Source organism: Streptomyces sp. ActVer (genome assembly GCF_027270795.1).
Classification (GTDB): Bacteria; Actinomycetota; Actinomycetes; order Streptomycetales; family Streptomycetaceae; genus Streptomyces; species Streptomyces umbrinus_A.
In genome coordinates, this window is sequence record NZ_JAPWHT010000020.1 from 19,016 (window position 1) to 32,605 (window position 13,590).

12 protein-coding genes are annotated in these 13,590 nt (G+C 69.5%); 9 read left to right on the forward strand and 3 right to left on the reverse strand.

Annotation, left to right across the window (positions count from 1 at the left end; translation table 11 throughout):
* The first annotated feature begins 26 nt into the window (after positions 1-26).
* The 5 genes from O3Q52_RS05645 (at position 27) to O3Q52_RS05665 (ending at position 7,707) form a co-directional block, all read left to right on the forward strand.
* Complete coding sequence (locus O3Q52_RS05645) at positions 27-284, forward strand: phosphopantetheine-binding protein (protein ID WP_269647680.1); 258 nt, start codon at positions 27-29, stop codon at positions 282-284.
* 7 nt (positions 285-291) lie between these two features.
* Positions 292-4,695 (forward strand): amino acid adenylation domain-containing protein, encoded by a 4,404-nt coding sequence (locus O3Q52_RS05650; protein WP_269647702.1) that lies wholly within the window; start codon positions 292-294, stop codon positions 4,693-4,695.
* Between the two features lie 90 nt (positions 4,696-4,785).
* On the forward strand, positions 4,786-5,829 hold the full coding sequence (locus O3Q52_RS05655) for an ABC transporter substrate-binding protein (protein ID WP_269647681.1): 1,044 nt from the start codon (positions 4,786-4,788) through the stop codon (positions 5,827-5,829).
* Positions 5,830-5,897: 68 nt separating this feature from the next.
* Positions 5,898-6,872: an iron ABC transporter permease gene (locus O3Q52_RS05660; RefSeq protein WP_269647703.1), complete on the forward strand. Its 975-nt coding sequence runs from the start codon at positions 5,898-5,900 to the stop codon at positions 6,870-6,872.
* 34 nt (positions 6,873-6,906) lie between these two features.
* Entirely contained in the window at positions 6,907-7,707 is an 801-nt protein-coding gene (locus O3Q52_RS05665) for an ABC transporter ATP-binding protein (RefSeq protein WP_269647682.1), read from the forward strand.
* A gap of 29 nt (positions 7,708-7,736) precedes the next feature.
* Here O3Q52_RS05665 and O3Q52_RS05670 read toward each other — a convergent pair whose 3' ends face one another.
* The 3 genes from O3Q52_RS05670 to O3Q52_RS05680 all read right to left on the reverse strand — a co-directional run bounded on the left by O3Q52_RS05670 (position 7,737) and on the right by O3Q52_RS05680 (position 9,171).
* Positions 7,737-8,336 (reverse strand): DJ-1/PfpI family protein, encoded by a 600-nt coding sequence (locus O3Q52_RS05670; RefSeq protein ID WP_269647683.1) that lies wholly within the window; start codon positions 8,334-8,336, stop codon positions 7,737-7,739.
* 16 nt (positions 8,337-8,352) lie between these two features.
* Entirely contained in the window at positions 8,353-8,571 is a 219-nt protein-coding gene (locus tag O3Q52_RS05675; RefSeq protein ID WP_269647684.1) for a hypothetical protein, read from the reverse strand.
* A 192-nt stretch (positions 8,572-8,763) separates the two neighbouring features.
* Entirely contained in the window at positions 8,764-9,171 is a 408-nt protein-coding gene (locus tag O3Q52_RS05680) for a hypothetical protein (protein ID WP_269647685.1), read from the reverse strand.
* 906 nt (positions 9,172-10,077) lie between these two features.
* Here O3Q52_RS05680 and O3Q52_RS05685 point away from each other — a divergent pair.
* The 4 genes from O3Q52_RS05685 (at position 10,078) to O3Q52_RS05700 (ending at position 13,577) form a co-directional block, all read left to right on the forward strand.
* Positions 10,078-10,362 (forward strand): hypothetical protein, encoded by a 285-nt coding sequence (locus O3Q52_RS05685; protein WP_093721254.1) that lies wholly within the window; start codon positions 10,078-10,080, stop codon positions 10,360-10,362.
* Positions 10,344-10,757 carry a DNA-binding protein gene (locus O3Q52_RS05690; RefSeq protein ID WP_269647686.1) on the forward strand — a complete coding sequence of 138 codons (414 nt, stop codon included), beginning with the start codon at positions 10,344-10,346 and terminating at the stop codon, positions 10,755-10,757. The genes O3Q52_RS05685 and O3Q52_RS05690 overlap by 19 nt, the downstream gene beginning before the upstream one ends.
* Before the next feature lie 287 nt (positions 10,758-11,044).
* A complete protein-coding gene (locus O3Q52_RS05695; RefSeq protein WP_269647687.1) occupies positions 11,045-12,340 on the forward strand; it encodes a hypothetical protein in 1,296 nt (431 codons plus the stop codon).
* A complete protein-coding gene (locus O3Q52_RS05700; RefSeq protein ID WP_269647688.1) occupies positions 12,327-13,577 on the forward strand; it encodes a DNA adenine methylase in 1,251 nt (416 codons plus the stop codon). Before O3Q52_RS05695 ends, O3Q52_RS05700 begins: the two co-directional genes overlap by 14 nt.
* The last annotated feature ends 13 nt before the right edge of the window (positions 13,578-13,590 follow it).

Sequence of the window (13,590 nt, forward strand, 5' to 3'; positions counted from 1 at the left end):
CCGACGAGCTACCGAGAGAGAACGACATGCCTGCTCCCCTCACGCTGGACGGCTTCCGCGCGGACCTGGCGGAGTTCCTGTACCAGCAGCCCGACGAAGTCGACCTCGAAGAGAACCCCCTCTACGCGGGGCTGGACTCCCTGCGCATCGTCACCCTCATCGAACGGTGGCGGGAGACCGGCCTGGACGTGTCCTTCATCGAGCTCGCCGAGTGCACCTCGTTCGACCAGTGGTGGCAGCTGCTCTCCGCACGTCAGGGGGGAGCGGACCATGTCACCGCATGACGACGCCATGAACGACACAGGAGACATAGCCGACCGGCGACGGTTGCTGGCCGCCCAGGAAGGCATCTGGACCGGCCAGCAGCTCGACCCGGACAGCCCCGCCTACAACACGGCCGAGTACGTGCACATCGACGGACCGGTGGACTCGGCCGTCTTCGACACGGCCCTGCACCGTGTGGTCGCGGAAACGGAAGCCCTCAACGTCGCCTTCGTCGTCGACGAGCAGGGGCGGCCCTGGCAGACGGATGCCCCTGCCGGGGCCTGGCACCTGCACACGGCAGACCTCACCTCCGAGCCCGACCCGCACGCGGCGGCCCTGGCCTGGATGGACCGGGACATGGCCCGCCCTGTCGACCTCGCGCACGGGCACGTCTTCGGCCATGCCCTGCTGCGGATCGCACCGGAGCAGTACCTCTGGTACCACCGTGTGCACCACATCGCCCTCGACGGCTTCGGCCTGGCGCTGGTCGCCCGCCGCGTCGCCGAGGTCTACACGGCCCTGACGGCGGGCGCGCCGGTGGCGGACAGCGGCTTCGGCACCCTGGCCTCGGTGCGGGACGAGGAACGCGCCTACCGGGAGTCGGCCCGTTTCGCCAAGGACCGCGACCACTGGGCGGACCGGTTCGCGGACCGGCCGCCCGTGGCGACACCCGCCGGCCGTACGGCCCTGCCCGCGCGCACCTTCCACCGACGGGTGGTGGACCTCGGATCGGCACAGACGGAGACCCTGCGTGCCGTCGCCCGCGACCTCAGGATCACCTGGTCGGAGGTCCTGCTGGCGGTGACCGCGGCCCAGCTGCACCACGCGACCGGAGCTCCGGAGATCGTCCTGAGCCTGCCGGCGATGGGGCGCCTCGGCTCGGTGTCGCTGCGGGTTCCCTGCATGGTGCGCAACATCCTGCCCCTGCGCGTGACGGTCACCGCGTCGGACAGCCTGCGCGACCTCGCGGCCAGGATCTCCCGCGAGCTGCGCGCCTGCCTGCCGCACCAGCGCTACCGCTACGAACAACTGCGGCGCGACCTCAGACTCGTCGGAGGCCAGCGCCGGCTGTCCGGGCCGGGCGTCAACATCATGCCCTTCGAGTACGACCTGCGGTTCGCCGGACACCGCAGTACGGTCCACAACGTCTCCGCGGGCCCTGTCGACGACCTGTCCGTCAACGTCTACGACCGCTCCGAGGGCGCGGGCCTGCGCATCGCCGTGGACGCCAACCCCGACCTCTACGACGAGGCGGACGTCACCGCACTCCAGGAGGGACTGCTCGCCCTGCTCGGGGAGGCCGTCGCCGCCCCCGACCGGGCGCTCGGTGAGCTGCGGGCGCGCGAGGCCGTCCCCGTCCTGGACGGGGGACCGCTGCCCGGCCCCGTGCGCCCGGTCCTCGGCCTGATCGCCGACCACGCCGCCCGGCGCGGCGGATCCGTCGCCGTCGAGCACGACGGACGCAGCATCACGTACGCGCAGCTCTTCGGCTCGGCACGTGACCTCGCCCGCCGGCTGGCGGCCCGTCGGATCGGCCGTGGCGACCTGGTGGCCGTCGCCCTGCCCCGAGGCATCGACGCGATCACCGCCATCCTCGGCGTCCTGCTCTCCGGTGCCGCCTACTGCCCACTTGACCCGACCGCGCCCCGGGCCCGCAGGGCGGAGCTATTGGAAGATGCCCGCCCCGCACTCGTCCTGACGACCAGTGCCCACGCCGACGACTTCGGGGACCGGTCCGTTCTGCGACTCGACCGGCCGGAACCCACGTCCGAGGCGGCGCGGCCGACGCCACCGACACCGGCACCGGACGACCTCGCCTACGTCATCCACACCTCGGGCTCCACGGGGCGCCCCAAGGGCGTCGAGATCGGCCACCGCGCCCTCGCGCACTTCGTCGCCGGGGCCACACACCGCTACGGCCTCCACCACGGGGACCGTGTCATGCAGTTCGCCGCCCTGCACTTCGACACCAGCGTCGAGGAAATCCTCCTCACCCTGTGCGCGGGCGCCACGCTCGTCGTCCGTACCGACGACATGACCGACTCGGTCCCCTGGTTCCTGGACGCCTGCGCACGGCTGCGGATCAGCTTCCTCGACCTGCCCACGGCCTACTGGCACGAACTGTCCTACGCGATCTCGACCGCCGCCGCCGCCCTGCCCGCCGAGGTGCGCACCGTCGTCATCGGCGGCGAGGCGGCCCTCCCCGAGCGGGTCGACCGCTGGCGCAAGGCAGTCGGCACATCCGTCCGGCTGCTGAACACCTACGGCCCGACCGAGGCCACCGTGGTCGCCACCGTCGCCGACCTCCACGACCCCTCCCTCGCCCCGGGAGACGTCCCCATCGGACTGCCCCTTCCCGGCACCCGCGCCGCGGTCGTGGACGGCGAACTCCACCTCCTGGGCGACAACCTGGCCGTCGGCTACCGGGGAGACCGCTCACCGGACGCCGCCCGCTTCGCCCCGCTCGACGTGTTGCCCGAAGCGCCCCGCGCCTACCGCACCGGCGACCTCGTACGGATCGGCGACGACGGGCAGCTGCGCTACCTGGGCCGGTCGGACACCGAGTTCAAGATCAGCGGACATCGCGTGCACCCCGCCGAGGTCGAGAGCGCCCTCCTGGCCCACCCCGGAGTCCGCGACGCCGCCGTCGTGGGACAGGTGCTGGCGGACGGGACGCGACGCCTGGTCGCGCACGTCGTCCCGGACGGGCCCGCCCCGGCCGTGGCCCTGATCAGGGACCACCTCCGGGCGGCACTGCCTGCCGCGATGATCCCGTCGGCCGTCGAGTTCCTGGACCGCCTGCCCCGGACGAGCGCAGGAAAGATCGACAGGAACGCGCTGGCCGTGATGGCCCCCGACATACACGTGCGGGTCCCCGGCGCACAGGTGCCGGACCCCGACGCACAGGTGCCGGATCCCGGTGCCGAGACAGCGGCGCACGACAACACGCTGGAGCGTGCCATCGCCGCCGTCTGGCAACAGGTGCTCGCCGTGGCAGCCGTCTCCGCGCGGGACGACGTGTTCGACCTGGGGGCCCAGTCGCTCCAGGTCATCCAGGTGGCCAACCGCCTGGGCGTCGAACTGCGCCGCGACGTGAAGGTCGCCTGGCTCTTCCAGCACCCGACGCCCGCCGACCTTGCGAGGTTCCTGGAACAGCAGGGGCAGGGGCAGGCTCAGGCCCAAGTCCAGGCGGGACCGGCCGGTCCCGGCCTTCCGCCGGCCCTGCTTGCCGACGCCGTCCTCGATCCCGACATCCACCCCGGCAGCGGTCCTCCCTGGGCGGCCGACACAGCGGAAAGGGTCCTGCTGACGGGCGCCACCGGGTTCGTGGGCGTGCACCTGCTGGCCGAACTCCTCACGAGCACCGACGCGGAGGTCGTCTGCACCGTCAGGGCCCAGAGCGCCGCAGAGGCTGCTGCCCGCATCCAACAGTCCCTGGAAATTCACCGGATCCACCTCTCGGACGTGGCGCGAAAACGCATCACGGCGGTTCCCGCGGACCTCGCCCGCCCCCGCCTCGGCCTGGATGAGGCGCTCTTCGCCGAACTCGCGCGCACCTGCGGCGCGATCGTCCACAACGGCGCGACCGTCAGCATCATGCGGGAGTACGCCACCCTCCGTGCCGCCAACACCGAGTCCACCAGGGACCTCTTGCGCATGGCGGCCGTGCGCCCGACCCCTCTGCACTTCGTCTCGACCCTCTCGGTCGCCCCACCGATCGGCCTTGCTCCTGAGGTGCCGGAAGCTTTCCTCCCGCCCCACACCGGACTGCGGTACGGCTACCAGCAGTCGAAGTGGGCCGCCGAGCGCCTGCTGGAACAGGCTGCCGAGCGGGGCCTGCCGGTCACTGTGCACCGCCTCGGACGAATCGTCGGCCCGCACGCCACCGGCTACGTGAACGAGCGGGACTTCCTCTGGAGCGTGCTGCGCGCGGGTGTGCCCGCGGGCATCGTCCCCGACCTGTTCGAGGAGGAGACCTGGACACCGGTCGACCACGTCGCCCAGGCCCTCGTCCACCTCTGCCTGGGACAACGCCCGCCGACCGCAACAGTCTTCAACCACGCCACCACGCCGGTGCGGCTCAGCGACGTCTACGACTGGCTGGAGGAGTACGGCTACCCGCTGCGCCGCATGCCGCTGGCCCAGTGGCGTGCCGAGCTGCCGCGCTCGCCAAGCACCTCCGGAGCGGCGGCGACCACCCTCGCCTTCTTCGACTCCTGGGACACGGACACCGACGAGACGACCGGGCCCGAACTACGCCTGGGGCGCGTCCGCACCGACAACGTCGTGACCGGACTGCACGGCAGCGGCATCACCTGCCCGCCCGTCGACCGGGACCTCGTCTTCCGCTACCTGGACCACTGCGTCGCCACTGGAACGCTGCCCGCCCCGGCGGGAAAACAGGGCCATCTGGCAATGCCCGCAAAGTAGTTGGATCTCGCCGGGAACTTCCGGGCCCCACCCCCCGACTACTGCAGCAGAACCCGTCGCCTCATGAGCACCCCGCAGCAAGGAGCCAGCATGTCGAAGAAACGGCCGGTCGCCATAGCCCTGGCCGGCGCCCTCTGTCTGGTCACCGCGGCATGCGCCGACTCCTCGACCGACAAGGCCGGCGACACCGGCGACAACGCGTCAGCGGCAGCAGCGAAGTCCGGCTACCCGGTGACCCTCGACAACTGCGGAGTGCCGGAGAAGTTCGCCAAGGCGCCCAGTCGCGTGGTCACCATGAACGGCGCTTCGGTCGCCGAGGTCTCCACGTTGCTCGCCCTGGGCCTCGGCGACCGCATCGTCGCCAACCAGCAGAGCTACGGGATGTCGGAGGTCACCGGCCGCGCCAAGGCCATCAAGGCCCTGCCCAACGGCGACGTCAAGCTCAACGACGCCTACGACATCCCGCGCGAGGCGATGATCGGGCTGCGCCCCGACCTGGTGCTGTCCACGACCTCCTACGGCTTCGACGAGAAGAACGGCTTCGCCACCCGCGAGCAGCTCAAGGACGTGGGTGCGGGCACCTATGTCTCCCCGCAGGGCTGCGACCAGGACACCTCCAAGATGACCATCGCCGACAGCTACACGCTGCTGCGCGACATGGGCAAGGTCTTCAACGTCAGCGACCGCGCCGAGAAGCTGATCACCGCCTCGGAGAAGAACATCGCCGACGTCTCCGCCAAGGTGAAGGGCGAGAAGCAGCCGAAGGTCATGGTCCTGTTCTCCAACATGGCCATGGGAGGCAACGACTTCAGCTCGGTCGTCGCCAAGGGCATCTACAACGACATCCTCGCCAAGGCCGGCGGCAGCAACGCCTTCGAGTCGGCCTCCAAGACCTCCTTCGCCGACCTGAGCAAGGAGAAGGTGGCCGCCACCGACGTCGACGCGCTGGTCGTCATCGGTTACAACGACCCGAACCCGGCGGCCTACGCCAAGAAACTGCTGAAGGAGTTCCCCCAGTGGCCGGCCGCGAAGAACAACAAGTACGTGGCCGTGTCGGACTCGATGTACCTCGGCCCGAGCAACGACCTGGCCGTCGAGAAGATCGCCAAGATGCTGCACCCCGACAAGTTCTGAACCAGATCCCCGGCCGCCTGCGGGTGCCGCTCGCAGTCCTCGGGCTGCTGGTCGTCCTCGTGGCCGTCATGGTGGTGGCGGTGAGCATCGGCGCGGTCAACATCCCGGTGGCCGACGTGTGGAGAATCCTCCTGCACCACCTCACCGGCCGGGGAGCGACCGAGGACCCGGCGCTGGACCAGATCGTGTGGACCTTCCGGGCACCCCGCGTCGCCCTGGCCGCCCTGGTGGGCGCGGGACTGGCCGTTGCCGGGGCGGTGCTCCAGACCCTGGTCTCCAACCCGCTCGCCGACCCGATCGTCCTCGGCTTCTCCTACGGCGCCTCGCTGGGCGCCGTGCTCGTCATCACACTCGGTGGTGCCGCGCTCGGCGGTCTGGCAGGTCTCGGTGTGTCCGGCGCGGCGTTCGTCGGTGCCCTCGCGGCCGGGGCCCTGGTCTTCGCGCTGGGCCAGAGACGGGGCCGGCTGGCCCCGACCCGGCTGGTGCTGGCCGGCGTCGCGGTCGGCTACGTCCTGCTGTCGATGACCAGCTTCGTTCAGCTGCTGGCGACGCCCACCGAACTGCGGACCGTCATGTTCTGGATGCTCGGCAGCGTCGCCGGTGCCCAGTGGGACCAACTGCCCACCGTCACCGTGGTGGTCCTGGCGAGCACCGTCGTGCTGACCCTGTTCGGACGGCGGCTCAACGCCCTGCTGGCCGGCGACGAGTCCGCCACCGCGCTCGGTGTGGACGTCAACCGGCTGCGGGCCGTCCTGCTGGTCATCAGCGCGCTGCTCACCGGCACCGTCATCTCCGTCGCAGGCGGCGTCGGCTTCGTCGGCCTGATGATCCCCCACCTGGTCCGCCTCACCACCGGCGCCGACCACCGCAGACTGCTGCCCCTGACCGCGCTCCTGGGCGCCATCTACCTCGTCCTCGTCGACCTGCTCTCCCGAACCGTCAACCGCCCCAACGAACTGCCGCTGGGCATCCTCACCGCCCTGCTCGGCGCCCCCTTCTTCCTGTGGCTGCTACGCCGCAACAAGGGCCTGGACACCGTATGAAGCCGCTGAAGCCGCGACGAGGGCCGGACACCGTATGAAACTGACCGTCGACCAGCTCCACGTCACCCTGGACCACACGCCGATCCTCCGCGCTGTGAACCTGGAGGCCACCAAGGGGGACATCGTCGGGCTCGTGGGCCCCAACGGCAGCGGCAAGTCCACCCTGCTCCGCACGGTCTACCGCTCTCTGCGCCCGGCCGGCGGCGTGGTCAGGGTGGGAGACGACGACGTGTGGGAGCTGTCCCCGCGCACCGCCGCCCGCCGCACCGCGGCCGTCCTCCAGGACGCCGGCACCACCACCGGCCTGACCGTGACCGAGATCGTCGCTCTGGGACGCACGCCCCACCACGGGCTGATGGGCCGGGACGGCGCCGAGGACCACCAGGCCGTGGCGGAAGCAGTCGACCGCTGCGGCGTCGCACCTTTCACGGACCGGGATTACGCCACCCTGTCCGGCGGCGAACGCCAACGCGTCCTGCTGGCCCGCGCCCTCGCCCAGCGGCCGCAGCTCCTGGTCCTGGACGAAGTCACCAACCACCTGGACATCCGTGCCCGGTTCGAGCTCCTGGACCTGATCCGCAGCACCGGGATCACCACCCTGGCGGTCCTGCACGACCTCGACCTCGCCGCCCGGCTCTGCGACCACCTCGTCGTGCTCCACGAGGGCGCGGTGGTCGCGGCAGGACCCGTACTGGAGGTCCTGACACCGGACCTCCTGCACGATGTCTTCGGCGTACGGGGCGGTACGGAGCGGCATGCCGACGGCATCGTCCGCATCACATACGCGGCCCAGCCACTCGCTGCCGACCGGGAGGCCGAGCCCGCCGACCGGTGACACACCATCACCAGCCGGGTGGCTCGGGCTCAGCGGGTTCCGGGCGCTTCGTACTGGATTCCCTGCCGGGTCTGCTCGCTCGCCTCGATCCCGTCGAGTCGGCAGACCAGGTGCAGCGCCATGTCGATCCCGGCCGACACACCGGCGGAGGTGACGATGTCGCCGTCGTCGACGTACCGCTCCTCGGCGCGTACATCGATTGAGCCGTCGATCTTCGCGAGCTTGTCGAGGTAGCCCCGGTGGGTGGTGGCCGCTCGGCCCGCCAGCAGTCCGGCCGCCGCGAGGACCAGCGACCCTGTGCACACGCTCGCCAGGACGGTTCCCTGCCGGTGCAGTTCCCGCAGGCGGGACAGGTGCGATTCGTCCTTCACCAGGGCGCGGGTGCCGTCCCCTCCGGGATGGATCAGCAGATCGAGCGGCGGTGCCGAGGTCAGGTCATGGTCCGCGACGAGGCCGAGTCCCTTGGCGCACCGCACCACTCCCTTCCGGGGCCCGACGGTCAGGAGCCGGACCGGACGGGACGCGATGTGGGCGGCCCAGAACCCCAGAACCTCCCAGGGACCGGCGACGTCGAGTTCCTCGGCGTCCTCGAAGAGGAGGACGCCGAGTGTCAGGGTGTCGTCGTTCACGGGCGCCGTACCGGCCTCAGACCGCTGCGACGGTCAGCCGGTCCAGGGCGCCGGCCTTGGCCTGGGCGACGAGGTCTGCGAACTGCTCCTCGCTCATCTGCACCTGCTGCCCGAAGTCGTCGGTGATGCGCACCCGCTTGTCCTCGGGCGCACCAGGCTCCAGGAAGAGCTGGGGACAACCGCAGTCGCACTCCCCGCAGAAGGTCGCGATCGGTTCCGGGCTCACGTCAGCCATCTGTGCCACCTCGTCACTTCCGCCGCGCCGGACGGTCCGGTACGTCAACGATGCCCGGGGCTGGACTATCGTGAAACTGGCCCAACACATGAGAAGAACCATGCCAGTTGGCGGGAACTGGCCGCGACTGCCGGACGACTCATGGAGTGGGCGGGGTACGCGATGGAACACCCCCTGCAGGCCGACCGGGAGTCATGACCGTACGGCGGCGAGTATCTCCCTGCAGGCGTCGGCGGCACGTTCGGTCGCGTTCGCGCAGATGCGGCAGTGCTCGTGGTGGTCAGCGTGCTGTGAGCACATGTCGTGGCTGCGACGGCAGGCGACCAGACACGCCTCGACCTGTGCGGTCAGGAGCGCGGCGTCGTGGCTGCTGCCGCGGGTGAGCACCCGACGGGTCGCCATGGTGACGCCGGCGCAGTCCAGGTCCTGGCTGATCGCGGCGCGCAGTTCGTCGGCGTCCTTCTCGGCGAGCATGCCCGCCGCGCATGCGGTGGTGGCCTCCTCGCAGTCGCCGAGCACGTCCACGGCCCGGGCGAGGACTTCGTCGCCGAGGGGGCTTGCGGTGGTGACGCTGCCGAGGAGTTCCCGTGTCTGGAGCATGGCGTCCCCCATGGAACGGTGCGGTGGGCCGGTGCCCCGACGACGCTAGTACCGCTTCCGTGGTGCCGGAAGATGCACGACCGGGGCCGGTGCTGTTGGACCGCGGCGGTGAGAACTCCCGCATGACGGGCGAGTTCATTCGCAAGGGCCTGGGCAGGGTCCTCGCCTTCGTCGCGCACCGCCGAGCCCGGCACCTCTCCCGAAGACCGACTCAAGCTCCTCGCCAGTTGGGCAGCTACACAGCCGTCGGCCACAGAGCCCACCCGACACGAGAGTCACTGAGATTGGTCGGCGATGGCTCCCGTCGGGCTGCTGCGGACGTGTTCCCGATGATCGCCGCGACGGCCTCCCGCTGGGCGAGGCGCTCGTCGTGGAGGTCAGCTCGCCGTACCTCACGGGGCCCTTGCCCGGGTGGACGATGGGCAGCAGCAAACTCTGTCCTTGACGACGGTGTCCGCACCTCCGGGGTAGCCTCGTGCGAGCATTTGAATTTTTCGGCCCCAGTCCCGCGCTACGGTGCTGGGATGTGGGCGCATTTCCGCAGGTGAGCGGCTTGTGGTGGAGTTCAGGTTCAACGTGTAGCGGCAGGCCTATCACCACGTCGCTGATCTGGCGAACATGCAGGTCAGAGAGGGTCCGACTCTTCGGGGTCGGGCCCTTGGTTTTTTCCCGTGCTGGGATGGCTGACCCCTCGTCACCTGTCGTCATCCCTGGTCATCCGTACCGTGCTGGGATCGTGTTGGGATGGGATGAGAAGCCCGTGCTGGGTCTTGGGCAGATCTGTTCGGTGCGCAGGGTGCGCAGGGTGGGCGGGAGAGGTTTCATCCACACGTCTTCTTCACGAGCCTGGGATGCCACGAGGATTCGGGCGTGGCACTTTTCCTACTCGTTTGACACACTCGGGGTATGGGTGAGACGACGTACAGCATCGGGGAAGGCCCGGCGACGCGGGTGAGCCTGTCGCTGCCGGAGGGGACCGCGGAGGCAATCCGGGCGCGGGTGGGCAAGCGGGAGTTCTCCGCGTTCATCGCCGAGGCGGTCGAGCGTGAGCTGCGCGGGCAGGTTCTGGACGAGTACCTTGCGGACTACGAGAGCCGCAAGGGGCCGGTCTCCGAGCCGGCCCGTCAGCGGGCGCGGCAGGTCTTCGACGAGGTGTTCGCCGAGGAGGCCGAGTGGCCCGCCGCAGGCTGAGTCGCGAGGGGACGCTGGTCCTCGACAGCGAGGGACTCTCGAAGCTGCTCGGCGACGACGAGCAGGTGGTGGCTCTGATCGCTGAGGCGCGCTCGCGCGGCATGGAGGTTGCGATCAGTGCGCTCACCATTATCGAGGCCGTCCATGCCCGTACGAACAAGTCCCGCCTGAACTGGGTGCTGTCCGGGCTGCGGGTCGTCCCGGTGGGCGACGAGGAGGCGAGGGCGGCCTCGAAGTTGCTGATGAATGCCGGGTTGCACGGGCATAAATACGCGATCGATGCGGCGGTCGCCGAGGCCGCGCTGCGACAGCACCGACCCGTGGTCATGCTGACTTCTGATATCGACGACATGGCCAAGCTCTGCGGCGAGCGGGTCCGGCTTGTGGCGGTGTGATTTCCCCTGGTTCGCTTTCTGCTTTTCGGCGGTTGGTCAGTGAGTGGCGGTGGAGCTACAAGTATTCGGCCGATCACCGGTTTCGGTAACCGGCGATCCGCCGCTATGTTGCCGCTCTTCCGCCGACGGCTCTGCGAGCCGCAGCCGACCGTGCCGTCTTTCATGTACCGGCAGAGCACATCCGCGACGTCGATTGGCTCGCCTCGCGTGTCGTCCCGCGCAAGCACATCGCACGTTCTGAAGGAGCGGAGCACCTGTCCTCGGTCATCGCCATCGACGGCTCGCAGATGGCCGTCCCGGTGCGCGACGGACTGCCCTCGGTGAGGTACGGATACATACAAGCGGCAGCCGCTTACGTTGATCTCGATGCTGTCGAAGCTCAGCGCCGTGAACGCTTTGTCGATCCTGTGGCGCTGCACGAGGCAGTGAATACCGCTCTGGTCTCCCTCGACCTGCCGACTGCCGGCGCGTACACCCGCGAGGGAATCTCGATCCAGCAGTCCTGGCGCGAGGCAGTCGACCGGCTCTTCGCTGCGAAGCGTGTCGAGGTCAACCGACTCGACCAGAGCCTGCTCGACCTCCTCTTTCTGCTCCATGGAACCCCGGCGCATCCAGCATCGTCAGTCCCGGTCAACTGCCCCCGCAGCAGCTGCCCTTCGCGCAGGATCTCTGTGGGCCGCCGCGGCACCGCCTGCCCTGAGTGCGGCATGCGCCTCTACCCGACCGACGTCCTCCGCCTGCACGACGAGGTGCTCGAAGAAGGAAACAACCAGGCTGCCCTCGGCCGCCTGATGCAGACCGTGGAACTCCTCGTCCTGGTCGGCCTGTCGACCTTGCCGTGGGACCAGGCACGCGCCGATCTCCTGCCCACTACCCTGTTCATCCTCGATGGTCCGCTCGCCATGTACGGGCCGTCCGCGAAGCTGCGCGCCCGCGCACTGGCGTATTTCCAGGCGATGACTGCCACGTCGCCGCACGGAGGCCCGTACGTCTGCGGCGTCGAGAAGACCGGTCCCATGGCTGACTACGCCCGTGCCCTGGCCCGCCACGATGTGCTCACGCCAGGGGATCTGCTGACCGTGGACGAGAAGGTCATCTCGGTTGTGACCCAGGCGGACAACCCTCGCGCCTATGGCGCCGAAACCTACTGGGGGCGCAAGTTCATCTACCGGAGTGTGGACGGACGCGCCTCGTCGTCACTCTGCCGCCGCCCGAGGGCGAACCGTACGACGACCATGGTGGACAGCCTCTGCCGGTTTCCTATCCCACCTTGCCTGTCGTTCTCGACGTCATCGACCGCACCGGCTCGTCCCTGTTCCGGGACGGCCTTGTTCCCGTTGCCCTGGCCCACGGCACCGCGGCCTATCCGATCGGGGTCGGCACCGATGTGCTTCGCCTGGTCGCACGTCGCAAGCTCGGCATCAACGTCTCGGCCACAGCTGAGCGCGTGCGACCTCGAACCCACGAATCATGATGCCCTCGCCGTCGCACGATCAGCGGCTGACTCCGGCGCTGATGCGACCGGCCGCCATGACCGCAGAGGCCGCCCCCGCTCCGCCCCGACGTCTCGTGGAGATCACTGAAGCCCCCACGCACCCCTTGGCTGCTGCCCGCTACCAGTCCCCGCTGCGCTATCCAGGTGCGAAATCCGGGCTGGGACGCCACATCAAGGCCCTCGTCGACGAGGCGAGTAACAGCCTGGGACGTCCAGAGCTACTGGTCGAGCCCTTCGCCGGCGGAGCCTCCACCGCGCTGCGTCTGGTCGGCGCCGGCAGCGTCACCCGTGTCCTGCTCGCCGATGCCGACCCCCTGGTCGCAGCGTTCTGGCAGACGGCCGCCGCCGACACCGAATGGCTCATCGACCGGATGTACGGCGAGCCGGTGACTCTGGATCGCTGGGAGTACTGGCGTCAACAGCCCACCGCGCAATTGACACGCGAGGAAGCGGCAGTGAAGTGTCTTTTCCTCAACCGGACAACCTTCTCAGGCATTCCGCACGGCCGTGCCGGCCCCATCGGCGTTCGGACGCAGAGCGGCCGCTACCGCATCGACTGCCGCTTAAACAAGGAGAGCCTTGCCCAGCGGCTTCGGTATGTCGGCCGACTCTACGATGACGGTCACATCGCCGATGTCTGGTGCAAAGACTGGTCCGCCACGCTGCAGGACGTCGCCGAGTGGTACCCGATGCTGCTGCCTGACCGCGTTGTTGCCTGCCTTGACCCGCCGTACCTGGCCAAGCCTCCACGCCTGTACGCCCTGTCTTTCGACCCGGCCGGAGGCTACGCCGCAAGCTCCGAGGGGATCGTGGGGCAGGCCTGGGAGGAGGGCCTGGCTCACTACCGCCTTGCGCGTCACCTGCGCACTGCCTGCCGATTCCGCTGGATCCTCTCGTACGACCACGATCCAGAGCTCACCGCCAACTGGCTGCTGTACAAGGCTGATCGGATGACACCAAGCCCCGAGGGCAGGCGGCTGCTGGGGATCCGCGCCTGGTACATAAGCAAGCGGCTCGTGACCCTCCAGTACACGGCCTCTGGCTCGGGCAAACGACGGTTGAGCGAAGAGCTTCTGCTCACCACGCTGCCATCACGTCGCGTCCCCACTGACGATGTGCCGCCCGCTGGTTTCCCGGAAGGTAGCGGAAGGGCTGGGAAGTGTCTGATCTTGCATGCCGAGCTTCCCCTGGCCGGTGAGCGTCCTGGTACCTCGCGGGCGTTGTCCCCGCAGGATGGCGCCGGGATGCCGGACGGCCGCTCGGCGGCTGTACGGGCCTGCGTCCCGCTTGGCGGGTGGTTGAGTCGTTACCTTGCGTGGCAATGATGCTAACATTGAC